Annotated in this window: 21 protein-coding genes and 1 pseudogene; 10 read left to right on the top strand and 12 right to left on the bottom strand. The window is 65.4% G+C overall.

Features of this window, described 5'->3' with window-relative positions; genetic code table 11:
• Window positions 1–113 precede the first annotated feature (113 nt).
• The 5 genes from fliI to AC0L3A_RS35135 all read left to right on the top strand — a co-directional run bounded on the left by fliI (window position 114) and on the right by AC0L3A_RS35135 (window position 5,109).
• Window positions 114–1,439 carry a flagellar protein export ATPase FliI gene (gene fliI / locus AC0L3A_RS35155; protein ID WP_473256084.1) on the top strand — a complete coding sequence of 442 codons (1,326 nt, stop codon included), beginning with the start codon at window positions 114–116 and terminating at the stop codon, window positions 1,437–1,439.
• 121 nt (window positions 1,440–1,560) lie between these two features.
• Window positions 1,561–1,980, top strand: a complete 420-nt coding sequence (fliJ, locus tag AC0L3A_RS35150; protein ID WP_007600546.1) for a flagellar export protein FliJ — start codon at window positions 1,561–1,563, stop codon at window positions 1,978–1,980.
• A 179-nt stretch (window positions 1,981–2,159) separates the two neighbouring features.
• A complete protein-coding gene (locus AC0L3A_RS35145; protein WP_007600547.1) occupies window positions 2,160–2,705 on the top strand; it encodes a sigma-70 family RNA polymerase sigma factor in 546 nt (181 codons plus the stop codon).
• A gap of 37 nt (window positions 2,706–2,742) precedes the next feature.
• Entirely contained in the window at window positions 2,743–3,798 is a 1,056-nt protein-coding gene (locus tag AC0L3A_RS35140) for an anti-sigma factor (protein ID WP_007600548.1), read from the top strand.
• Window positions 3,799–4,149: 351 nt separating this feature from the next.
• Window positions 4,150–5,109: a helix-turn-helix transcriptional regulator gene (locus AC0L3A_RS35135; RefSeq protein WP_007600550.1), complete on the top strand. Its 960-nt coding sequence runs from the start codon at window positions 4,150–4,152 to the stop codon at window positions 5,107–5,109.
• A gap of 998 nt (window positions 5,110–6,107) precedes the next feature.
• On the opposite strand, the gene AC0L3A_RS35130 is transcribed toward AC0L3A_RS35135, so the two are convergent.
• From AC0L3A_RS35130 to AC0L3A_RS35095, 8 genes are all read right to left on the bottom strand, one after another.
• Complete coding sequence (locus AC0L3A_RS35130; protein WP_473256083.1) at window positions 6,108–6,308, bottom strand: hypothetical protein; 201 nt, start codon at window positions 6,306–6,308, stop codon at window positions 6,108–6,110.
• A 294-nt stretch (window positions 6,309–6,602) separates the two neighbouring features.
• Window positions 6,603–8,744, bottom strand: a complete 2,142-nt coding sequence (gene flhA / locus AC0L3A_RS35125) for a flagellar biosynthesis protein FlhA (protein WP_219685354.1) — start codon at window positions 8,742–8,744, stop codon at window positions 6,603–6,605.
• A 374-nt stretch (window positions 8,745–9,118) separates the two neighbouring features.
• On the bottom strand, window positions 9,119–9,421 hold the full coding sequence (locus tag AC0L3A_RS35120; RefSeq protein ID WP_007600556.1) for a copper-binding protein: 303 nt from the start codon (window positions 9,419–9,421) through the stop codon (window positions 9,119–9,121).
• A 14-nt stretch (window positions 9,422–9,435) separates the two neighbouring features.
• Window positions 9,436–9,891, bottom strand: a complete 456-nt coding sequence (locus tag AC0L3A_RS35115) for a cupredoxin domain-containing protein (RefSeq protein ID WP_007600557.1) — start codon at window positions 9,889–9,891, stop codon at window positions 9,436–9,438.
• Window positions 9,892–9,926: 35 nt separating this feature from the next.
• Window positions 9,927–11,264 (bottom strand): copper oxidase, encoded by a 1,338-nt coding sequence (locus AC0L3A_RS35110; RefSeq protein ID WP_007600558.1) that lies wholly within the window; start codon window positions 11,262–11,264, stop codon window positions 9,927–9,929.
• 13 nt (window positions 11,265–11,277) lie between these two features.
• A complete protein-coding gene (locus AC0L3A_RS35105) occupies window positions 11,278–12,699 on the bottom strand; it encodes a TolC family protein (RefSeq protein WP_007600559.1) in 1,422 nt (473 codons plus the stop codon).
• A gap of 10 nt (window positions 12,700–12,709) precedes the next feature.
• On the bottom strand, window positions 12,710–12,994 hold the full coding sequence (locus AC0L3A_RS35100; RefSeq protein WP_354128860.1) for a hypothetical protein: 285 nt from the start codon (window positions 12,992–12,994) through the stop codon (window positions 12,710–12,712).
• Between the two features lie 79 nt (window positions 12,995–13,073).
• Complete coding sequence (locus tag AC0L3A_RS35095) at window positions 13,074–13,520, bottom strand: hypothetical protein (protein WP_354128861.1); 447 nt, start codon at window positions 13,518–13,520, stop codon at window positions 13,074–13,076.
• Between the two features lie 152 nt (window positions 13,521–13,672).
• Between AC0L3A_RS35095 and AC0L3A_RS35090 the strand changes: the two genes are divergently transcribed.
• Window positions 13,673–14,938 (top strand): MFS transporter, encoded by a 1,266-nt coding sequence (locus AC0L3A_RS35090; protein WP_473256082.1) that lies wholly within the window; start codon window positions 13,673–13,675, stop codon window positions 14,936–14,938.
• Here the strand turns inward: AC0L3A_RS35090 and AC0L3A_RS35085 are convergent.
• A complete protein-coding gene (locus tag AC0L3A_RS35085) occupies window positions 14,935–15,342 on the bottom strand; it encodes a DUF4864 domain-containing protein (RefSeq protein WP_007600562.1) in 408 nt (135 codons plus the stop codon). The genes AC0L3A_RS35090 and AC0L3A_RS35085 overlap by 4 nt on opposite strands.
• A 55-nt stretch (window positions 15,343–15,397) precedes the next feature.
• Window positions 15,398–16,039: a TetR/AcrR family transcriptional regulator gene (locus tag AC0L3A_RS35080; RefSeq protein ID WP_473256088.1), complete on the bottom strand. Its 642-nt coding sequence runs from the start codon at window positions 16,037–16,039 to the stop codon at window positions 15,398–15,400.
• Between the two features lie 240 nt (window positions 16,040–16,279).
• Here AC0L3A_RS35080 and AC0L3A_RS35075 point away from each other — a divergent pair, with 240 nt between their 5' ends.
• From AC0L3A_RS35075 to AC0L3A_RS35065, 3 genes are read left to right on the top strand one after another with little or no spacing between them, the layout of a single operon-like run.
• A complete protein-coding gene (locus AC0L3A_RS35075; protein WP_007600564.1) occupies window positions 16,280–16,777 on the top strand; it encodes a (2Fe-2S)-binding protein in 498 nt (165 codons plus the stop codon).
• Window positions 16,774–17,829 carry an FAD binding domain-containing protein gene (locus AC0L3A_RS35070; RefSeq protein WP_007600571.1) on the top strand — a complete coding sequence of 352 codons (1,056 nt, stop codon included), beginning with the start codon at window positions 16,774–16,776 and terminating at the stop codon, window positions 17,827–17,829. Before AC0L3A_RS35075 ends, AC0L3A_RS35070 begins: the two co-directional genes overlap by 4 nt.
• On the top strand, window positions 17,822–20,077 hold the full coding sequence (locus tag AC0L3A_RS35065) for a xanthine dehydrogenase family protein molybdopterin-binding subunit (RefSeq protein ID WP_007600572.1): 2,256 nt from the start codon (window positions 17,822–17,824) through the stop codon (window positions 20,075–20,077). The genes AC0L3A_RS35070 and AC0L3A_RS35065 overlap by 8 nt, the downstream gene beginning before the upstream one ends.
• 43 nt (window positions 20,078–20,120) lie before the next feature.
• Here the strand turns inward: AC0L3A_RS35065 and AC0L3A_RS35060 are convergent, their stop codons facing one another.
• Both AC0L3A_RS35060 and AC0L3A_RS35055 read right to left on the bottom strand, forming a co-directional pair.
• Entirely contained in the window at window positions 20,121–20,273 is a 153-nt protein-coding gene (locus AC0L3A_RS35060; protein ID WP_007600573.1) for a hypothetical protein, read from the bottom strand.
• Between the two features lie 140 nt (window positions 20,274–20,413).
• The gene (locus AC0L3A_RS35055; RefSeq protein ID WP_007600574.1) at window positions 20,414–20,962 is read right to left on the bottom strand and encodes a cupin domain-containing protein; all 549 of its coding nucleotides are present in this window, start codon (window positions 20,960–20,962) and stop codon (window positions 20,414–20,416) included.
• Window positions 20,963–21,111: 149 nt separating this feature from the next.
• On the opposite strand from AC0L3A_RS35055, the pseudogene AC0L3A_RS35050 reads away from it, so the two are divergent.
• Window positions 21,112–21,264, top strand: a pseudogene (locus AC0L3A_RS35050) (aspartate aminotransferase family protein); the annotation flags it as partial.

The following is a 21,264-nucleotide window of genomic DNA, read 5'->3' as shown; positions in this document are numbered from 1 at the left end:
AAACACGAAGTTAAGCGCCGTTCAGAAATATGGCGAAACTTAAGGTTCTCGCCACGAAACCCCGGGTTATGAAGGCGATCACCTCATGAAGGCCCTCTTGTGAAGGCTCTCCAATGAAGGCTCTTGCCGAACAGATCGGCGACATTGACGGCATCAATATTTATGGCCGTGTGGTCGGCGTGCGCGGCCTGATGGTCGAGGTGGCCGGCCCGATCCATGCGATGTCGGTCGGCGCGCGGCTCGTGATCGAGACCGGCGGCAACCGTTCCATCCCCTGCGAGGTGACCGGCTTCTCCGGCAACAATGCCGTCGTGATGCCGTTCGCCGGCCTCGACGGCGTGCGGCGCGGCTGCAAGGCCGTCATCGCCAATGCCGCAAATCAGGTGCGGCCTTGTGCGGCCTGGCTCGGCCGCGTCGTCAATGCGCTGGGTGAGCCGATCGACGGCAAGGGGCCGCTGCCGCAGGGCCCGGCGCCGATGCCGTACCGCAATTCGCCGCCGCCGGCGCACTCGCGCAAGCGCGTCGGCGCTCCGCTCGATCTCGGCGTGCGCGCGATGAACACGTTCCTGACCTGCTGCCGCGGCCAGCGCATGGGCATCTTCGCAGGCTCCGGCGTCGGCAAGTCGGTGCTGCTGTCGATGCTGGCGCGCAACGTCGATGCCGCGGTCAGCGTCATCGGGCTGATCGGCGAACGCGGCCGCGAGGTGCAGGAATTCCTGCAGGACGACCTCGGCGAGGAGGGCCTGGCGCGTTCCGTCGTCGTGGTCGCGACCTCCGACGAGCCGGCGCTGATGCGCCGCCAGGCCGCGTATCTGACGCTTGCGATCGCCGAATATTTTCGCGACGAGGAGCAGGACGTCCTTTGCCTGATGGATTCGGTGACGCGCTTTGCCATGGCCCAGCGCGAGATCGGTCTGTCCGCGGGCGAGCCGCCGACCGCCAAGGGCTACACGCCGACCGTGTTCACCGAACTGCCGAAGCTTCTGGAGCGCGCCGGTCCGGGCCTGGGCGAGGGCGCCATCACCGCGATCTTCACGGTGCTGGTCGATGGCGACGACCATAACGAGCCGATTGCGGATGCCGTCCGCGGCATCCTCGACGGCCACATCGTGATGCAGCGCTCGATCGCCGAGCGCGGCCGCTACCCCGCCATCAACATCCTCAAATCCGTCTCCCGCACCATGCCGAAATCGGCCGACCCGGAGTTCTGGCCGACCATCCAGAAGGCGCGGGCGGTGATGGCGACCTATGCCGACATGGAGGAATTGATCCGTCTGGGCGCCTACCGCGCCGGCTCCAGCCCGGAGGTCGACGAGGCGATCCGCCTGCACGAGCCGCTGGAGGCCTTCCTGCGCCAGCGCAAGGACGAAAGTGCATCGCTGGCGGACGGCTACCGCCAGTTGGCGCAAATCCTCGGTGATTTGGAAACGGAACGCTAACTTTGTCCGGTCATCATCCCATCCCACAGAGTAGCAGAGCCGGTCTTGGCCCCCGTCGGGCCTGTGGGGAGACCGGTGTTGTCCCACGTGCAGCCAAGGGACTTCTGGGGAGTACGAGTCGATGAAGTCACGTGATACCCTCATCCGCCTGAAGAAATTTCAGGTCGACGAGAAGCGCCGCCGGGTCAGCCAGATCGAGACCATGATCGCCGACTTCCAGCGGATGTCGACCGATCTTGAACGCGAGATCTCGACCGAGCAGGAACGCGCCGGGATCAACGATCCCTCGCACTTCGCCTATCCGACCTATGCCAAGGCTGCCATCCAGCGTCGCGAGAACCTGACCCGCTCGGCCGACGAGCTGAAGGGCCAGCTCGACGAAGCCAAGGCTGCGCTGGCCGAAGCCTTCGAGGAGCTGAAGAAGGTCGAGCTCCTCGACGAGCGCGATCAGGCCCGCGAACGCGCCGAGGAAAACGCCCGCGAGCAGGCCGATCTCGACAGCATCGGCCTGATGCGTGCCCGCATGGGCGCCGTCGCCTGAGGCGCTAGCCGCCAGACCTGCGAGAATTTGCAGAACCCGGACCTCAAAGGTCCGGGTTTTCGCATGTCCTGTCCACAGAGGGGCGCCGCGCCCCCTTGGTGGTCGGCTTTGTCGCGCGCTATGGTGGCGGCGTGCCAGGACCTGCGCGGAATGCGACGGGCCGCGCATTGGGGGGCTGAATGCTGACGCCAGCAGAGCTGGTCGGGCTGATTGGGGCAGTGGCGCAGGGCGATCAGGCCGCGTTCGAGCGCCTCTACGTCGCCACGCGCGCGAAACTCTATGGCGTCGTGCTCCGTATCTTGCGCCGACAGGATCTCGCAGAGGAGGTCATTCAGGAGACCTACGTCAAGATCTGGAACAGCGCCGGCCAGTTCAATCCCGCTCTCGCGTCGCCGATCACATGGATGGCGTCGATCGCGCGCAACCGCGCCATCGACGTCGTGCGCAAGAAGACGGAAGTCTCCATCGAGGAAGAGCCGCAGGCGATGGAAGTCGCAAGCGATAGCCCCGATCCGTTGGCGCGGCGCGAGATGACCGAGGAATTGAGGCGGCTGCTGGAATGTATCGGCCGGCTCGAGCCGGACCGTCAGAGGCTCGTGCTTCTCGCCTATTACAACGGCTGGAGCCGCGAGCAATTGGCGGAGAAATTCGCGGCGCCCGTCAACACGGTGAAGACGTGGCTTCGGCGCAGCATGATGGATATTCGCGAATGTCTCGGGCTATGAGGGCTTGGACGGTGAGGGCGAGTCTGGATCGCAAGTGATGGCCTATACGGAGGACCATATCGCGCTCGCCGCGGAATATGCGCTCGGCACGCTCGACGCCGGCGAGCGCGCGCAGGTCGAGACCATGATGGCGGTGGACAAGGCGTTCGCCGATGTCGTGCAGGCGTGGGCATTCCGGCTCGGCGTCCTCAACCAGATGGTCGGCTCGATCGAGCCGCGTCCGATCGTGTGGGAGAACATCAGGTCCGAGCTCGCGCGGACGGGCTTTGCGCAGGATCCGCCAGCGCTGCCGGACGCAGCGCCGCCACCTGTGCCGGAGTTTTCCTCGCCCGACACCGTGCCTCCGCCGGTGCCGTCGGAGACTATGCAGCAACCGGCGCCGCAGCCTCCCGAAGCGGAGCAGCCCGAAACGACGCCACCGGCGCCCGATGCGCTTCCCGATGTCGTGCCGATCTTCATGCCGCAGGTCCACGCGCCAGACCCGGAGGTCGCGCGTACGCCACCGCCGCCGGTTGCCGACAACAGTAACGTGATCCGGCTCGAGGGGCGCGTGAAGCGCTGGCGCACCATCGCATCCGCCGTCGGTGCGCTCGCGGCCGCGCTGCTCGTGACACTGTCGCTTCAGATCTTCCAGCCCGAGGCGCTCCCGGGCGGTTTGCGACCGGCGCCACGCATCCAGACGGTCGAGGTGAAGACACCGGCGCCGCTCCCGGTGTCGTCGCAATATGTCGCGCTGTTGCAGGGCCAGGGCGGAGGTCCTGCCTTCATCCTCACCATCGACGGTGCGACCAAGAACTTCACCGTGCGCAAAGTGGGCGCGACACCGGAGCCCGGCAAAAGTTTCGAGCTCTGGCTGATCTCCGACAAGCTGCCGCGTCCGCGCTCGCTCGGCGTGATCGGCGCCGGCGATTTCACCGCACGACCGGTGCTCGGTTCGTACGATGCCGACGTCGTCAACAGCGCGACCTACGCGGTCACCGTCGAGCAGGCGGGCGGCTCGCCCAATGGCCAGCCGACCTCGGCGCCCATATTTTCCGGCAAGCTGATCGAGACCGTGCCGCCGTCACAGCCGCAGGCGCCCGCGAAGAAGTAGGTTTCTATTGTCGTCCTGGCGAAAGCCAGGACCCATTACCCCAAGAGCTTGTTGCAAGAGTGAGCCGTGGCCACACGGGTGAGCAACCACTCAATCCCGGGGTAATGGGTCCTGGATCGGCGCTCGCTCTGCTCGCTTGTCCAGGACGACACCGGGGGCATTGGACGCTTCAACATCGTCGTGGCAATGCCTGATCGGTTTCTGTCGCCACGGTCCGCCCCGCCGTCGCATCCCGACAACTCCCGCCGAATCCTCCCCCGATTTGAACCTCCATCCGTTTCGTGGCGTCAAATGCCCGGAATTTGCAGTCGGCGCCCCCAAGCATGGCGCCGGAGAGGGGCGAGAAATCAGATGGATGCAGCGAAAACGTCGGGCATCTTCATTCACCAATATGCGGGGCTGCCACACGGCCAGGCCTTCGAACATTGGCGCGAGCGGACTTTCGGGGCCTGCGGCCTGGATATCGGGCCGAGCCGGGGCGACAGCATCGATTGCCGGCTCCAAGTCAGCGTGGTCGACAATATCGCACTCGCCATTCCCGAAGGCGCCTCCGCGCAATATTCACGCACCCAGAGCCACCTTGCCGACGGCAGCGACGATCTCGTCCTGATCGCGGCACACGCGGGTCTCGTCCGCGTTGGGCAGAACGGCCATGCCGTGGAGCTTGCGCCCGCGCAGATGGTGCTCGTCGACATGGGCATCACCGGCACCGTGGGCCACACCGAGGAAGATCGCTTCACCACCATCCGCATGCCGCGCCGCGCACTCCTCGACATCAGTCCACGCGCCGAGGACAAGCTGTCGCAAGTGCTCTCGGACGGCGCGGTCGCCGAGACGATCTTCCGCTACCACTCCCTTGCGGCCCATCACGCGCCGCATCTCGACGCCGTCGGCCAGCGCCTCACCGCGCAGCACATGGTCGATCTCGTCGGGCTCCTGCTCGGCACTGACGCCGAGCATGCAAGTCTTGCGCGCGGGCGAGGTCATGCGGCGGCCCGTCTCGATCTCATGCGCGCCGACGTGATGGCTGCACTTGGCCGCAACGATCTCTGCCTGTCCGAGATTGCCACGCGCTCGGGCCTGAGCCCGCGCCAGGCACAGCGCCTGTTCGAGCAGGCCGGAACGACCTTCACCGAATTCGTTCTGGAGCAGCGCCTGCTGCAGGCGCGCAAGCTGCTCAGCGATCCTCGCGCCAGGACCCGCAAGATCAGCGACATCGCGCATTCGTCGGGCTTCTCCGATCTGTCCTATTTCAACCGCGCCTTCCGCAAGCGCTTTGCCGCGACGCCGTCGGAACTGCGCGAGGCCTGAGCCGCGCCGCGTAGGCGTAGCCCCGGGTGAGCGAAGCGACACCCGGGGTCGCTCGCGGAGACATCCCGGACATCGCTGCGCTCATCCGGGCTACAAGATATCGCGTTGCCCGTCGGGCAAAACACCCTAATTGTCGGTCAACGCGTGCCGCGGAAAATATTCTACTTTACCGAAATTCGGAAGCGGCGTATGTCTCGCCATAACCCGGCCCAAGGAAGAGGGGCGTATCGCGATCGTCACGAACGCGGGCCGGACGGCGGTGGACGTTAGTCACATCGGCGCGAAGGGTTTCGCAGGGCGGGCAACCGTGAGCGAAGCCGCCGCGCACACGACCGGTGTGATCGGCGTACGGCGAAATCGTGTGGTCCTGGCGCCCGGGGTCTGTGCGCCAAGCGTTGCGGTGATGTGGGGTGCCCAACCGGGCACGCGCATCAGCCATCCGCAAGGCGACGGGGGCAATAGTGCATCGCTCCCCGGGGAGAGCGCGACATAAGCCGTAAAGCCACTGCGCAGGGAAGGCCGGATGTTCAGGCTTCACCTGTATGCCGCTGTGCAATGTTCTTACGACAATCTCGCACAGTGGACCGCGGGTGCCAGCCGGCACCCGGTCTTCCCTGCGCCCTCTTTCATTCGGGGGTGAGGCGACGAAGCAAAGCTCGGGCGAACAAGCCGCGAGATGGCGAAGGTGTGTCTGCGAGTGAGATGCGAATTTAAAGAGCGACGCTGCCACCCACAGATTCCGTCATTGCGAGCGCAGCGAAGCAATCCAGCCTGTCTCTGCGGAGGGATTCTGGATTGTTTCGTCGCAAGAGCTCCTCGCAATGACGGAGCTGGACGCGCGTGCGCTCACGATGACGACATACCCCAGACATGAGAAAGCGCCCGTGGGGGGCGGGCGCTTTCTGTAGTCGACTTGGGGTTGGGGTCGTCTACATATCCACGTGGCGACTTTGGGGGGCTGATAAAGAGCCGCGTGAATTCCTGAAACTCAAATCTCCTTAGCGAACGAGGGAAACGTTCGAGCTGGTGATGGCGATCGGCTTGCCCGCCTTCATGACGCGAGCGGTCTGGGTCAGGCCTTCGTCTGAACTCGTACGCGCGGTGATCCCGAGGCCCGCCACCGCGATGCCGGCAACGAGCGCGACAACCACGATCTTGAGGTGGGTCGAGCGATCTACGCTGTAAATCGAGTGGTTCATGGAAGGCTCCTGCCGCCATCTACCCGAAGTAGTCGCCTGCGTGTTTGGGCAGGTTCATGCTTCCGGTGCCCAACAACCTAGTATTGGGGGGATTCGTTCCCAAGAGGCGATCACAAGAGCGTGACAGGACGTGAGAAGCCGCGATCAAAAACGATCCTTGATCGTGCAATTTGGCAATTATTTCAAAGCTGTAATGTGTCTGCCGGGCGCCTTGCCGGCAATTGATCGGCAAGGCGCCAGAAACTGAAAAACCATTTGCCTGTGGCCGAAAAACACACGGCTTCTTAAGGCAAATCAGATGCTTCCGACCGTTTTCAATCTCGCCCTGGGGTGGATTTCAGCTTGCGACAGCACGGTCGTTTGCGCCCGGAACCGCTCGACCAGGGAACGCACGAAGGGACGAATTGCCGCAGAGGTGACCAGCACCGGGGCCTCGCCTTCACGCGCGGCGCGCTCGAAGGCCTCGCGCACGCCGGTCATGAACTCCGACAGCTTCGAGGGTTGCATCGCGAGGCTGCGCTCCTCGCCCTGGCCGATAATGGATTCGGCAAAGGCTTGTTCCCACCGCGCCGAGAGCGCGATCAGCGGCAGATAACCGCTGTAGGAGGTGTTCTGCGCACAGATCTGCCGCGCCAGGCGGGCGCGGACGTGCTCCACCATGGTGGCCGGATTGCGCGAGAAGGCGAGCGAGTCCGCGATGCCTTCTAGAATGGTCGAGAGGTCGCGGATCGAGATGCGCTCGGCGAGCAGCAGCTGCAGCACGCGCTGGATGCCGGAGACGGTGACCTGTCCGGGCACGATGTCCTTGACCAGCTCCCCCTGCTCCTTCGGCAGCTCCTTGAGCAGCTTCTGCACCTCGCCATAGGAGAGCAGGTCCGACATGTTGGCCTTGAGCAGCTCGGTGAGGTGGGTCGAGAGCACGGTCGCGGCATCGACGACGGTGTAGCCCTTGAGCGAGGCTTCCTCCTTGAGGCTGGCATCGACCCAGGTCGCGGGCAGGCCGAAGGTCGGCTCGGTGGTGTGGATGCCGGGCACCTGCACCTGGCTGCCGCCGGGGTCCATGACCATGAACTGGTTCGGCCAGATCTTGCCGGTGCCGGCGTCGACCTCCTTGATCTTGATGATGTAGGTGTTGGCTTCGAGCTGGACGTTGTCGAGGATGCGCACGGCCGGCATCACAAAACCCATCTCGATCGCGAGCGAGCGGCGCAGCGCCTTGATCTGCTCGGTGAGGCGGTCGGTGCCGTCGGGGCCGTTGACCAGCGGCAGCAGGGCATAGCCGAGCTCGATCTTGAGGTCGTCGATCTTCAGCGCCGCGGAGATCGGCTCCTCCGCCGCAGCGGAGCCGGCTGCGCCCGGCGTTCCCGGCGCAGGTGCGGTCTTTGCAACTTCGGCAGCCCTGGCAGTCGCCCGATTGCGGTTGCGGGCGTGCCAGGCGAGCGCGCCGGCACCGGAACCGAGCGCCAGGAAGGGGATGGTCGGGATGCCCGGCAGGGCCGCCAGCACCAGCATGACCGCCGCGGACATCGCGAGCGCCTGCGGATATCCGGAGAACTGCTTCATCAGCGCCTTGTCGGCGGCGCCGGACACGCCGGCCTTGGAGACCAGCAGGCCGGCCGCGGTCGAAACGATCAGCGCCGGCACCTGGGTGACGAGGCCGTCACCGACGGTCAGCAGCGTGTAGCTGCGGCCGGCGTCGGCGAAGGACAGGCCCTGCTGCGCCACGCCGATGATCATGCCGCCGACGACGTTGATGAAGACGATCAGAAGGCCGGCAATGGCGTCGCCGCGGACGAATTTGGAGGCACCGTCCATGGCGCCGAAGAAGCCGCTCTCGTCCTCCAGATCCTTGCGCCGCTGCTTGGCGACCGCCTCGTCGATCAGTCCGGCGGAGAGGTCGGCGTCGATCGCCATCTGCTTGCCGGGCATGGCGTCGAGGTGGAAGCGGGCGGCGACTTCGGCGATGCGGCCCGAACCCTTGGTGATGACGACGAAGTTGACGATGATCAGGATGGCGAAGACGATGATGCCGATGACGAAATTGCCGCCCATCACGAAGCTGCCGAAGGCCTCGATGACGTGACCGGCGGCATCCGTGCCCTCGTGCCCGTGCGACAGGATCAGGCGGGTCGAGGCCATGTTGAGCGACAGCCGCAGCATGGTCGAGATCAGCAGGACGGTCGGGAAAGCGGAGAATTCCAGCGGCGCCTGGATGAACAGCGACGTCATCAGGATCAGGATCGAGAGCGTGATTGAAATAGCCAGGAACAGGTCCAGCACGATCGCGGGCAGCGGAAGGATCAGCACCACCAGGATGGTGAGGACGCCGAGCGCCAGCGCGATATCGCCGCGTTTGAGGATGTTGCCGATCTCGGCAAGGGTGGGGAAACCGGCGTTTGTGCCGCCTACGCCCTGTCCCGCGGTGACGTCGACCATGGTAGCTGCCCCTCCGCGCGACTGCCGTCCGCGCGCCCCAAACGTCTGCCCGACGGCCGAAGGGCCGCCGTTCCGAAAGTGAGGCACCGCACTGGCGTCCACAGGGCACTCCCCGTTCTACGCGGCTGACGACACTCGACTCCACTGGGCAATTCTTGCCGGGTGTATGGTTAGCAAACGGTTAATAAAGGGTGCGGCATGGGGGCTGGCCGGGTATTTCGGCCATCTGGCAGGCAAGCAGTCGTCATGCCCGGGCTTGTCCCGGGCATCCACGTTCTTCATGCCGCGCGGTAGGCGTGGATGGCCGGGACAAGCCCGGCCATGACGTTGTGGAAGCGTTTGGCGCCGAAATTCGGCGGACGGAGGCAGTAGCCCTATTTCGCCTTCTCCATCCGGGTCACCATGTACCCCGAAGCCGCCTCCTCGGCTTCGAAAGTCACCTTGTCGCCGACCTTCACCTGTTTGAGCACGGCCGGGTCCTTGACGCGGTAGACCATGGTCATGGGTTCATCCATGCCGAGGTTCTTCGCGGCCGCGTGCTTGAGCGTGATCTTGCCGGCGCCCTCGTCGATCTTCTTGACCTCGCCGCTGATCGCGGCGCCCTGGGCTGCCAGGGCACCTGTGGCAAGGCCGACGGCCAGCGACAGCCCTGCGGCGATACGGATGATGCGGTTCATGGGAGCTCCTTGCGTTACTTCACGGTGACGTGGCCGACCATGCCGTAGTCGCGGTGGTCGGGAATCAGGCACGAAAATTCGAACGTGCCGGTCTTGCTGAACTTCCAAAGGATCTCGGCTGTCTTGCTCGGTGCGAGCCTGACACCGTTGGGATCGTCGTGCTCCATGTGCGGATGCTTCTTCATCTCCACCGCATGCGCGAGATTCTCTTTGGTGGTGGCGAGCAGGAATTCATGGTCCTCCTTGCCGACATTGCGCAGCACGAAGCGGATCTGCTCGCCGCGTTTGACCTCGATCCTCGCGGGGGTGTAGTCCATCTCGTTCAGCAGGATCTCGATGGTGCGCGCGGGCTTTTTGGAATCGCCGGGCTCGCCGGCCGAAAAGGTGCCGTGCCCGTGCTGGTCGTGGGCAAAGGCCGGCGCGGTGGAAAGCGCGGCCAGCGCCAGACCGAGCTTGATCGTCGTCTTCATTGGTATCTCCAGTTGGTGGTGGTTCATCGAAACGCTCACATCTTCATGTTCTTCATCGGCGGCCCGCCTGGTTGTTGGCGCACGGGCTCCGGGGCCGGCGGGGTGACCTCGTAGGCGACGGTGCCTTGCGGGAATTGGTAGGGGCCGGGATCGCGATAATCGTCGCGCGCGAGGCCTTCGCGGATCTTCATCACCGTGAACATGCCGCCCATCTCGATCGGGCCGAACTGGCCGGTGCCGGTCATCATCGGCAGCGTGTTGTCGGGCGCGGGCATCTCCATGTTGCCCATCGCCATGCCGGTCGAGCCCATCGCCATGCCGTCAGGCGCGAGCTTGCCGACGGCCCTGGCGAGATCCTTGCGCGACACCCCGATCATGTTGCGCATGTCGTGTCCCATCGCATTCATGGTGTGATGCGACTTGTGGCAGTGGAACGCCCAGTCGCCGGGGTTGTCGGCGAGCACGTCGAACACCCTGACAGCGCCGACCGGTACGTCCGTGGTTGTCTCCGGATATTGCGCGCTCTCCGGAATCCAGCCGCCGTCGGTGCAGGTCACTGCAAAGCTGTGGCCGTGCAAATGGATCGGATGGTTGGTCATGCTGAGATTGCCGATGCGCACGCGCACCTTGTCGCCGAGTCTGACCGGCAGCGGATCGATGCCGGGAAACACGCGCGCGTTCCAGGTCCACATGTTGAAGTCGGTCATCTCGTTGACCTGCGGCAGATAGGTGCCGGGATCGACGCGATAGGTGCTCATGACGAAGACGAAGTCGCGGTCCACGGCCCGAAAGTTCGGGTCGCGCGGATGCACGACGACCATGCCCATCATGCCCATCGCCATCTGCACCATCTCGTCGGAATGCGGGTGGTACATGAAGGTCCCGCTCTTCTTCATCTCGAACTCGTAGACGAAGGTTTTTCCCGGCTGGATGTGAGGCTGCGTCAGCCCGCCGACACCGTCCATGCCGCTGGGAATGATCATGCCGTGCCAGTGCACGGTGGTGTATTCGGGCAGTCTGTTGGTCACGAAGATGCGGACCTTGTCGCCCTCGACGGCCTCGATCGTCGGTCCCGGCGACTGGCCGTTATAGCCCCACAGATTCACCTTCATGCCCTCGGCGAATTCGCGCACCACGGGCTCAGCAACGAGATGGAATTCCTTCCAGTCGCCGTTCATCCGAAACGGAAGCGACCAGCCGTTCAGCGTGACCACGGGGCGATAGTCCGGCCCACCGGCGGGATGCAGCGGCGCTTGCATCACCGCCTTGTCCATGTGCGGGGCTTCCGGAATCGAGGCGGCCTGCGCGCGGCCGCTGACGACGGATGCGCCGGCGAGCGCGGCGCTACCCAAAAATCCTCGGCGGGAAAACATGCTGGCCTCCATGTCAGTGACCGCCATCGGCAGGCGCTGCCGCGGCGAGAGTGGTTGAATTGTCGCCGTCAGCAGGCGCGCCGCCGCCATTGACGGCGGTCTGCAAGTCGGACTGGGCAAGGAAAAATCTTTGCTTCGCATCGATTGCACCGCGCAGCGACGCAAGTCGCTGCCGCGCCTCGTTGAGCAGCGCGAAGATATCGACCTGCATGCTGGAGAAGCGGAGCTGCATCTCCTCGGTGATGATCTTTCGCAAGGGGATGATCTCGCGCTGATAGTGGCTGGCGATGTCGTAGCCCGAGCGATAGATCCGGTAAGCATCGCGCGCCTCGGAGCGTACGTTCACGGCGCGCTCGGTCAGCCGATTGAAGGCGAAATTGTAAGTCTCCGCCGCCTGCCGCACCCGCACCTCGCCGCCGTCGAAGATCGGGATCTGGAACTGCACGTCGAAGCCGCGTTCGCGGAACGGCGCGCCTTCCGGATCCCGGGTGCGGCGGGAGATGCCGGCGAGATCGAGCAGCGTCACGAAGCGCGTCGCCTCCGTGAGGTTCAGCGACTTCGCGAGCGCGGTCAGCTCGAGCCGCGCGATCTGAAGGTCGATGCGATGGGCGACCGCGTCGGCTTCAATCGACGGCAAAGCCTGCGGCCGGCGCGGCAGCGGCGGCAGCTGGTTGGGCAGGCGGAAGTCGAGGCCGCCGTCCCACAGTCCCATCAGGCGCGCCAGCTTTTCGCGCGCGCTCGTCGCCGTCTGTCGCGCGGTGGCAAGGTCGGCGGTGGTTTCGGCGTAAAACACCTGTTCACGAGCCTGATCGAGCTTGTTGATCGAGCCCGTTTCGCCGAGCTTGACCGCGAGCTGTGCGGTCGATTCCGCCGTCGCCTTCGCATCCGTCAGCAACGCCACCATCTCGTTGCCGCCCACGGCGCGCCAATAGACGCGGCGGACATCGGCGGCAAGCCGCAACGTCGCCAGACCCGCGCGCAATTGCGCCTGACGAAAACGGTCGCGGGCGATCTCCGAACGAAACGGCAGAGTGGCGAGCGCGAGGATGTCGCCGACGACCTGACGCTCGATTTCGCTGGCGCCGTTGCCCGAGATCCGCGAGACCGAGAACACGGGATTGGGCGGCAGGCTCTGCTCGACGAGATCGGTCTCGGCCAGCGCCAGCTCGTTATAGGCGGCCTGAAGCCCCTTGTTGTTGAGCAGGGCGATCTGCACGGCGGTCTCGGGGTTGAGTGTTCGCGACAGCAGTTGGCGAACGCGCGCGTCGACCGCGCCGGCTCCCTCGGCCGTCCGCACGAAGGCGACATCCTTTTTGAGGGTCTGGCTCGTCAGCTCCGAGACGGCATTCATGCCGCTGTCGGGCGAGAAGGCGGCGCAGCCTGACAGGCCGAGCGAGGCAAGAACGAGCAGGCTTTGCGCGAGACGGTGTGTCAATGACGCGCTCCTACCGGTCTTGCTTGGGCTGCGGCGCGACGTTCTCGTTGCGCTGGCGCCATGGTGCCGGCGTCGCAGGCCGCAGGCTGGTGTAGGGCGCAATCGTCGAATGATAGCCGGCGCGCGCGACCTTGGTCGCGGGATCGGCAGGATCAGCGCCCGCGACTTGTGTCGTTGCCGGCACGCAGCCGGACAGCGCCAATGCCGTCGCGGCCAGCAGCGGCCAATGGAATCGAAAGTGTCGTCCCCGCGCCGCGGATGCAGCGGCGGACTTCGCCCCGGTAAGCGTAAGCATGAGTCATCCCTGATCTGTCTGGAGACCACAGGTTCGCGCGCGCGGGTGCGCGCTCGGCCTGACGTCGTCGCGCGTCAGATCAGACGATGGGAGGGCGGTAGTGCAGGGGCGGCGCCGCGCTGTGCAGGCTGGCCACGATCTCGGGCGAGCAGGCGGAAACCGGCTGAAGCGGCTTTACGACGCTGGGCAGGTCGGCCGGCAGCGCGCTCACGCACATCATCGCGCAGCACGGTCCCGGCGTACCCTTGCCGTCGTGATGATGAGGGACGGCGGGCGCGTCCTGCGCGGCGGTCTGGTGATGCGCATGCGGCCCGGCGTGGTCATGCGAGGCGCCGTCATGCGTGTGGCCGGCCTGCATCTGGTGATGCACCGGCACGAGATCGGCGAGGAGCGCGTCGTCGAGGCACGGTGCTGGACCGCTACCCCAGGCGAGGCTTGCGGCCGGCGCGAGCACGCAGAACAGATAGGCAAGGGCAATCACACGCCCCACCCTGATCCGCATCGATCGTGTCAATCGCAGCAACATTCCGCCGACATGCCCTTCGCGCGGCGATGTTGCACGCGCTGATTTGCAAAATAATGACAAAACGCGCGTTCGCCAAGCTCCTTCTTACCGCAGTGCACCGTGCATGCCCAATATCGCGCCACAATGGTTGACCCTGTGGCGATCCGCGGGCCATGGTCCCGCCCGTGCACGCGCCAAATCAATCGGGACAAACACCTGAAACATTCACCCCTGATTCGCGTCAGGCTTGGATGCGCCTCGTCATTGCGCTTCTGATCGGTTCGATCGGCGGCGTCGGCATGTGGGCGATCGTCGTGATGATTCCCGCGGTGCAGGCCGAATTCTCCGCGACGCGCGGCGCGGTGTCGCTGGCTTTCACGCTGATGATGTTCGGCTTCGGGCTTGGCGGCGTCATCGCCGGCAGGATCACCGACCGGTTCGGCATCGTGGCGGCGATGGCGATCAGCATTGCCTTCCTCGGCGTCGCCAATGTGCTGGCGGGGCTATCGACCCAACTCTGGCAGTTCGTGGCGGCGTATTTCCTGATCGGGCTCGGCACGTCGGCGACCTTCGCGCCGCTGATGGCGGAGGCCTCCCACTGGTTCGAGCGCTATCGCGGCCTGGCCGTGACCATCGTCGCGAGCGGTAATTATGTCGCCGGCACGATGTGGCCGCCGCTCGTGAGCACGGGCATGCAGACGATCGGCTGGCGTTACACGCACATCGGCATCGGCCTCGTCTGCGTCAGCCTGATGACCATCCTGGTGCTGGTCCTGCGCGCGCAGATGGGCGACGACAAGGTTCACGATCATGCCAATGCAGCGCCGCCGCGGGTCGACCTCAAGCTCTCGACCAATACGCTGACGGTGCTGCTCTCGATCGCCAGCATCTCCTGCTGCGTCGCCATGGCAATGCCGCAGGTGCATATCGTCGCCTATTGCGGCGATCTCGGATATGGCGTGGCGCGTGGCGCCGAGATGTTGTCGCTGATGATGGCCTGCGGCATCGTCAGTCGGATCGGCTCGGGCTACCTCGCCGACAAGATCGGCGGCATCCCGACGCTTCTGATCGGCGCCCTGGCGCAAGGCTTTGCGCTCGTATTCTACCTGTTCTTCGACAGCCTGACCTCGCTCTATTTGATCTCCGCGATGTTCGGCCTGTTCCAGGGCGGCATCGTGCCGAGCTATGCCATCATCGTGCGCGAGGCGATGCCGGCGAGCGAGGCCGCAACCCGCGTCGGCATCGTGATCTTCGCCTCCGTGTTCGGCATGTCGTTCGGCGGCTGGGTCTCGGGCGTCATCTTCGACGCGACAGGTTCCTATGCAGCGGCGTTCGCCAACGGTGTGGCGTGGAACGCGCTCAATATCGGCATCGTGCTGACGTTGCTGATCCGCTCGCGGATGAATGCAGTCAGGACCGCTCCAGGTTTTGCGACCTAGACTGCCTGTCCCGCCTTCAGCAGCGAACAACCCGTGATCTTGTAGCTGCCGTCTGCCTGCTGCTCGAGCGTGTAGAGCGCTTCCCAGGCCTCGCCATTGGCGTCGATGATATGGACGTGCTGGGCAATGCGGCTGCCCTCGCTCTTGCTGTCGCCGAATTCAAAGCTCTTGTGCCGATAGACCGGCGGGTAGCCGTTTTGCACCATGGACATGAAGATGTCGGGCGCGGGGAAGATCTCCCGGATCGCCGGTGCGGCGTAGGAATAGGCCGCGCGCGCGTCGTCGCGGCCGAATGCCTGCTCCTGGGCGCGGATGATATCCTGTGCCGTCGCGACATCGTCGGCACGCGCCGAGATCGGACCGAAGGCGACACTGAGAAAGACCAGCAAGGCGGCGATGCGCATGACAGGCTCCGCGTTGAAATCCCGGGCGGCGCCGATCCTTAGCACATCTCGCGGGCTATCGCTTCCGCTTTGCAGCCGGCTTCGCGGGCCTGGCGGCCACGCGGGCCTTGGCTTTCACGACAGGCTGCACCCGCAAACCGTCAACGAACACGTTGAGCATCCGCAGCACCGAGGATTGCCAGCCGGGCTGGTCGTGCATGTAGCACATGCCGAAGAACGCGCGCAGCAAGTCCTCGGGGCTGACGTCCGCGCGCATCGCGCCGGCCGCGGCTGCCCGATCGAGCAGCGAGCCGATCGCCTTGCTCAGGCGCTCAAAGGAAAAGGCATGCAACTCCGACCCGCTCTGCACCGCGAGTGCCAGGGCTGCCACCATGCCCTTTTTGGTGGCAACGAATTCGACACCTGAGCGCAGCCAGCGCCGCAGCGCATCCACCGGGTCCTTCGCATTCTTCAACTGCTCGGCGAGTTCGCTGAGCTGCTCGACCTCGCGCCGGTACACCGCCTCGAACAAATCCTCGCGCGTCGGGAAATGCCGATAGAGCGTGCCGATGCCGACGCGGGCGCGTTTTGCCACCGCCTCCAGGCTCGCCTCCGGCCCGCCCGCGTTGAACACGGCTTTCGCCGCCTCGAGCACGCGCTCGCGATTGCGCACGGCATCGGCACGCGGCTTGCGGATCTGATCGGTGTGGTCGTCCATGCCGGCACTGTAGATCACGAATTGGTTAGATTGAACCCTTGTGGGGCTGCATCGCGTTGATGCGCACGGGCTTTTGACGAATTCCAAAATTTTTCGGCGGCCCTTGTTAAGCGGAGGCTGCCTCCGTATCTTCGCTGAAGACGTTGGCTCGGATGATATTCGGGCGGCGCGGAATCGACGGCGGCCACGGCGGTGGCGCGCTGCGCGACGACTCATGTCCATATCTGATCGGAGCCTTATATGAACCACTCCATCAGCCTCACCGTGAACGGTGCGCGGCGCGACTTCGTCCTCGACGATGCGCGCGTCACGTTGCTCGATCTCCTGCGTGAGCGCCTCCACCTGACCGGAACCAAGAAGGGATGCGACCGCGGTCAATGCGGCGCCTGCACCATTCTCGTCGACGGCAAGCGGATCAACTCCTGCCTCGCGCTGGCCATTAGCCATGACGGTGCCGACATTCTCACCATCGAGGGCGTGGCGCGCGGCGACCAGCTTCACCCCGTGCAGGCCGCCTTCATCGCCCATGACGGCTTTCAGTGCGGCTTCTGCACGCCCGGCCAGATCATGAGCGCGATCGGCATGATGAGCGAGGCACAGGCCGGCAACGATCCCGAGCGCATCCGCGAATGCATGAGCGGCAATCTATGCCGCTGCGGCGCCTATGCCGGCATCGTCGATGCCGTGCTCGACGCGCAGGCCGGGATGGACGAATCCAATCAGAGGCGCTCCGCATGAAGCAATTTGATTACGTCAGGCCGGCCACGGTCGCCGAAGCCGTCGCGGCCGCGGCGCAGCCGGGCGCCGTCTATCTCGCCGCCGGCACCAATCTGCTCGATCTGATGAAGGGCGGCGTCAGCCGTCCGGATCGTCTGGTCGACGTCACGCATCTCGACGGGCTCGATCAGATCGAGCGCCTTGCCGACGGTGGTGTGCGTATCGGCGCGCTGGTGAGCAACGCCGATCTTGCGCATGACGCCGACTTCGCCAAGGCCTACCCGGCTGTCGCCGAAGCGCTGCTCTCCGGCGCGTCGGCGCAACTGCGCAACGCCGCGACCGTCGGCGGAAATCTGCTGCAACGGACGCGTTGCGCGTATTTTTACGACACCGCCAGCCGCTGCAACAAGCGCGAGGTCGGCAGCGGTTGCGACGCGCGTGACGGCGAGAACCGCACCCACGCCGTGCTCGGCTGGAGCGAAAACTGCATCGCCACGCATCCATCCGACTTCTGCGTGCCGCTGGTCGCGCTCGACGCCATCGTCGAGATCGAGGGCAGGAGCGGGCGGCGCGAGATCGCGCTCGACGACCTGCATCGCCTGCCCGGCGATACGCCCGAGCGTGAATCGGCGCTCGAACCGGGTGATCTCATCGTCGCGGTGCGCCTGCCGCCCGCTGCGCGCGGCTTTGCGGCTCATGCGCGCTATCTCAAGGTCCGCGATAGAACGTCCTACGCGTTTGCCGTCGTCTCGGCTGCCGCTGCGCTGCGGATCGAGAACGGCAAGATCGCGGAGGCGCGGCTTGCGCTCGGCGGTGTCGCCGCAAAGCCCTGGCGCGCCCGCGCCGCGGAGGACATGCTCAGGAACGTCCCGCCCACGGTGGACGCTTTCCAGGAAGCCGCCTCGCGCGCGCTCGCCGACGCAAAACCGTCCGGCGACAACGCCTTCAAGATCGAGCTCGCGCGCCGCGTCGTCGTGCGCGCGCTGAGCCTTGCCGCCGCCGGTACGCCCGCGCGCATCGCCGCGCTGCCGGCCTCTCCCTTTGCCTCGACGTCCGGAGCGATCCATGCCTGAACTCAATCTCACCAGCGCGCCCGCTCATCTGCGCCACGGCTCGAACATCGGCCAGCCGCTGACCCGCCGCGACGGGGTTCTCAAGGTCAAGGGCCAGGCGACCTACGCCGCCGACAACCATCCGCCCGGCATGCTGTTTGCGGTGATGGCGGTCGCGAGCATTTCGCGTGGCCGTGTGACCTCGCTCGATATCAGCGCTGCCAAACGTCATCCCGGCGTCGTCGATGTCATGACGTCGGATCACAAGCCTGAGCTCGCGATCGATCCCGAGATCAAGACCAATCCATTCGTATTCCGGATGGAGGTGCTACAGAGCAATGAGGTCCGCTACGCCAACCAGCCGATCGCCGTCGTAATCGCCGAGACGCTGGAGGCGGCGACGGAAGGCGCGGCGCTGCTGGCGCCGCACTACGAGACGCTGCCCGCGCTCATCGGTCTCGACGCGGGTGAGAGCTTCGTGCCGCCGGTCGTCGGCGTCGGCAACCCGACGGAAAATTACCGCGGCGATGTCGAGGCGGAGCTTGCGTCGGCCGAGAAGCGGATCGACGCGGTCTACGAAACGCCGCCGCAATATCACAATGCGATGGAGCCGCATGCGATCGTGGCTGCCTGGAACGGCGACAATCTGCAGATCGACATGCCGACCCAGGGCCTCATGCTGTCGCTGGCGCGCGTTGCCGAATTGTTCGGCATCGCGCACGACAAGATCCATATCCGCAGCCCGTTCCTCGGCGGCGGCTTCGGCTCGAAGGGGCTCATGGCCGGCCCTCCGGTCCTCGGCATCATGGCGGCAAAGCTCGTCGGCAAACCAGTCAAGCTGGTGCTGCGCCGCGAGCAGATGTACGGCCCGGTCGGCCACCGCGCGCCGACGCGGCAGCGGCTGCGCATCGGCGCCGACGGCGAGGGGCGCCTGACCGCGCTCGATCACCACGCGCGCACCGTGTCGAGCACCTTCGACGATTTCTACGAGCCCGCGGCCGATGCCTCGCACACGCTCTATGCGGCGCCTGCGATCCGCACGTCGCATGATGCCGTGCGCGTCAACACCGGTACGCCGCTGTTCATGCGCGCGCCCGGCGAGGCGACCGGCTCGATCGCGCTGGAGAGCGCGATCGACGAGATGGCCTGGGCCTGCGGCATCGATCCGCTCGCCTTTCGTCTGAAGAACTATGCCGAGGTCGAGCCCATCACCGGCAAGCCGTTCTCGTCCAAGGCGCTGCGCGCCTGCTACGAGCAGGGCGCGGCGCGCTTCGGCTGGGCGAAGCGAACGCTCCAGCCGCGGCAGATGCGGGACGACGATGGTCTTCTGGTCGGCTGGGGCATGGGTACCGCGACCTTCCCGGCATTGATGTTCCAGGCCGAAGCGCGTGCCGTGCTTCGCCGCGACGGCTCCGGTGCCATGGAAATCGGCGCGCATGACATGGGGCAGGGCGCCTGGACGGCGCTTGCGCAGATTGCGGCCGACGAACTCGGGCTTGATATCGATCGCGTCGAGTTCAAGGCGGGTTCATCCGACCTGCCCGATGCCGGCATTGCCGGCGGCTCGGCACATACGGCAACCGCGGGTGCTGCGATCCACAGCGCAGGCGCGGCCGTGGTTGCGAAGCTCGCCGATCTCGCCACCGGCGACGAGCGCTCGCCGCTGTTCGGCGCCGGCAATGCCGGCGTGATCGCGCGCGATGGCAGGTTGATCCGGCGCGACGACGAGAGCCGCGGCGAAAGCTATTCCGAGATTCTCGCGCGTGCCGGCGTCGCCGAGGTCGAGGCGCGCGGCACCGGCGCGCCGAATCCGGCCGCGATGGAGGAGTATGCGATGCACGCCCATGGCGCGGTATTCGCGGAGGTGAAGGTCGATCCCGAGCTCGGCCAGGTCCGCGTCACCCGCATGGTCGGCGCTTTCGCCGCGGGGCGCATCGTCAACCCGCGCATGGTGCAGAGCCAGCTGTTCGGTGGCATGATCTGGGGCCTGTCCTTCGCGTTGCACGAGGAAGCCATCACCGACCGCCGCACCGGCCGGATCATGAACGCCAATCTCGGCGAGTACCATATCCCGGTGAATGCCGACGTGCCGCCGCTCGACGTGATCACGGTCGATGAGCACGACCCGCACGTGAACGCGCTCGGCATCAAGGGTGTCGGCGAGATCGGCATCACCGGCAGTGCAGGGGCAGTCGCCAACGCGGTGTGGCATGCGACCGGCGTACGTGTCCGCCGTTTCCCGATCCGGATGGAGGAGTTGCTGACGTAGGCTTTTAGCAGCGGCCGGCGAGGCCGTCTTGCTCCGCCGCGTGCTAATGCAGCTTCTTGCGTAGAGCCTTGAGCGCTTCTCGCTGCGCCTCGATGTAATTCGCGATGGTCTTGCGCAGCTCCTCCGAATGGAGCTTGTCGCTGTCGCGCTGCACTTCATCGAGCGCGGCCTCTGCATTTGCGAGCGTGATCTTCATAGCGAGCCCTGTTACGAAGCGCCTCCGGAAAGCGGAGGCTGCTTGGCTATGGCTCGAAACATATAGAGGATCAGGCTGCGGAAATTGAGATGGCTCAAGCTCCGTAAGATACCGGTGGCTCCGTAGGATTGCGGACAACTTCAAAACGTCGGCGGTGTGCAGGCCGAGATCACCTCGCACGGCTTGCCGCCGACGCAGCGGAAGCGATGCGGGCGACGGCTCTCGAAGTAGTAGGCATCGCCCGGATTGAGGATGCGGCGCTCGTCCTCGACGGTGACTTCGAGCTTGCCCGAGATCACGATGCCGCCTTCCTCGCCGTCATGGACGAGATGAACGCGCCCGGTGTCGCTGCCGGGCTCGTAGCGCTCCTTCAGGATCTGCAGGCTGCGACCGAACAGATTGTCGCCGATTTGCCGATACGAGATCGGCTTCTTGCCGACCTCGGTCAGCTCTTCACCGCGGTAGAATATCTTGCGCCGGCTCTCCGGCTCCAGCGCGAAGAACTCGGCGAGCCCCATCGGAATGCCGTCGAGGATGCGCTTGAGCGCGCCGACCGAGGGGTTCATCTGGTTGGATTCGATCAGCGAGATCGTCGAATTGGTGACGCCGGCGCGTTTGGCGAGTTCGCGCTGCGACAGCTTCTGGCGCGCCCGGATGAATCGCAGCCGTCCACCGATATCGACGCTCATGTCCCTGTCCCGTGTTGCAGGTGTTGCGGATCGCGCAAATATGGACCGGCAGCCCTAGTCAAATCAATGGCTTGCAGCCGGTCAGAAAAGGACTTGTTGCGCTTTTCAAGCCGTGCCTCTGGTAGCAGGTCAGCAAAGGAGCGTGGCCCGTGACCCTTCATCAGATTCCGAACACCATCAAGACCGACTCGTTCTGGATGCCGTTCACGGCCAACCGGCAGTTCAAGAAGGCGCCGCGCCTGTTCTCCTCGGCCGAGGGCATGCACTACACCACCGTCGACGGCCGCAAGGTGATCGACGCC

The sequence above is a fragment of the Bradyrhizobium sp. MI1.3 genome (assembly GCF_055811695.1).
Note: the sequence above shows the minus strand (reverse complement) of the source record. Positions and strands in the feature narration are given on the sequence as shown.

What these genes read in the sequence shown, in the direction of transcription:
- AC0L3A_RS35095 (WP_354128861.1), bottom strand. Translation starts at nt 13,520, where the DNA reads ATGTTGCTGCGATTGACACGATCGATGCGGATCAGGGTGGGGCGTGTG.
- fliJ (WP_007600546.1), top strand. Translation starts at nt 1,561, where the DNA reads ATGAAGTCACGTGATACCCTCATCCGCCTGAAGAAATTTCAGGTCGAC.
- AC0L3A_RS35085 (WP_007600562.1), bottom strand. Translation starts at nt 15,342, where the DNA reads ATGCGCATCGCCGCCTTGCTGGTCTTTCTCAGTGTCGCCTTCGGTCCG.
- AC0L3A_RS35090 (WP_473256082.1), top strand. Translation starts at nt 13,673, where the DNA reads ATGGTCCCGCCCGTGCACGCGCCAAATCAATCGGGACAAACACCTGAA.
- AC0L3A_RS35060 (WP_007600573.1), bottom strand. Translation starts at nt 20,273, where the DNA reads ATGAAGATCACGCTCGCAAATGCAGAGGCCGCGCTCGATGAAGTGCAG.
- AC0L3A_RS35145 (WP_007600547.1), top strand. Translation starts at nt 2,160, where the DNA reads ATGCTGACGCCAGCAGAGCTGGTCGGGCTGATTGGGGCAGTGGCGCAG.
- AC0L3A_RS35120 (WP_007600556.1), bottom strand. Translation starts at nt 9,421, where the DNA reads ATGAACCGCATCATCCGTATCGCCGCAGGGCTGTCGCTGGCCGTCGGC.
- fliI (WP_473256084.1), top strand. Translation starts at nt 114, where the DNA reads ATGAAGGCTCTTGCCGAACAGATCGGCGACATTGACGGCATCAATATT.
- AC0L3A_RS35075 (WP_007600564.1), top strand. Translation starts at nt 16,280, where the DNA reads ATGAACCACTCCATCAGCCTCACCGTGAACGGTGCGCGGCGCGACTTC.
- AC0L3A_RS35065 (WP_007600572.1), top strand. Translation starts at nt 17,822, where the DNA reads ATGCCTGAACTCAATCTCACCAGCGCGCCCGCTCATCTGCGCCACGGC.
- AC0L3A_RS35100 (WP_354128860.1), bottom strand. Translation starts at nt 12,994, where the DNA reads ATGCTTACGCTTACCGGGGCGAAGTCCGCCGCTGCATCCGCGGCGCGG.
- AC0L3A_RS35130 (WP_473256083.1), bottom strand. Translation starts at nt 6,308, where the DNA reads ATGAACCACTCGATTTACAGCGTAGATCGCTCGACCCACCTCAAGATC.
- AC0L3A_RS35110 (WP_007600558.1), bottom strand. Translation starts at nt 11,264, where the DNA reads ATGTTTTCCCGCCGAGGATTTTTGGGTAGCGCCGCGCTCGCCGGCGCA.
- AC0L3A_RS35070 (WP_007600571.1), top strand. Translation starts at nt 16,774, where the DNA reads ATGAAGCAATTTGATTACGTCAGGCCGGCCACGGTCGCCGAAGCCGTC.
- flhA (WP_219685354.1), bottom strand. Translation starts at nt 8,744, where the DNA reads ATGGTCGACGTCACCGCGGGACAGGGCGTAGGCGGCACAAACGCCGGT.
- AC0L3A_RS35055 (WP_007600574.1), bottom strand. Translation starts at nt 20,962, where the DNA reads ATGAGCGTCGATATCGGTGGACGGCTGCGATTCATCCGGGCGCGCCAG.
- AC0L3A_RS35140 (WP_007600548.1), top strand. Translation starts at nt 2,743, where the DNA reads ATGGCCTATACGGAGGACCATATCGCGCTCGCCGCGGAATATGCGCTC.
- AC0L3A_RS35135 (WP_007600550.1), top strand. Translation starts at nt 4,150, where the DNA reads ATGGATGCAGCGAAAACGTCGGGCATCTTCATTCACCAATATGCGGGG.
- AC0L3A_RS35115 (WP_007600557.1), bottom strand. Translation starts at nt 9,891, where the DNA reads ATGAAGACGACGATCAAGCTCGGTCTGGCGCTGGCCGCGCTTTCCACC.
- AC0L3A_RS35080 (WP_473256088.1), bottom strand. Translation starts at nt 16,039, where the DNA reads ATGGACGACCACACCGATCAGATCCGCAAGCCGCGTGCCGATGCCGTG.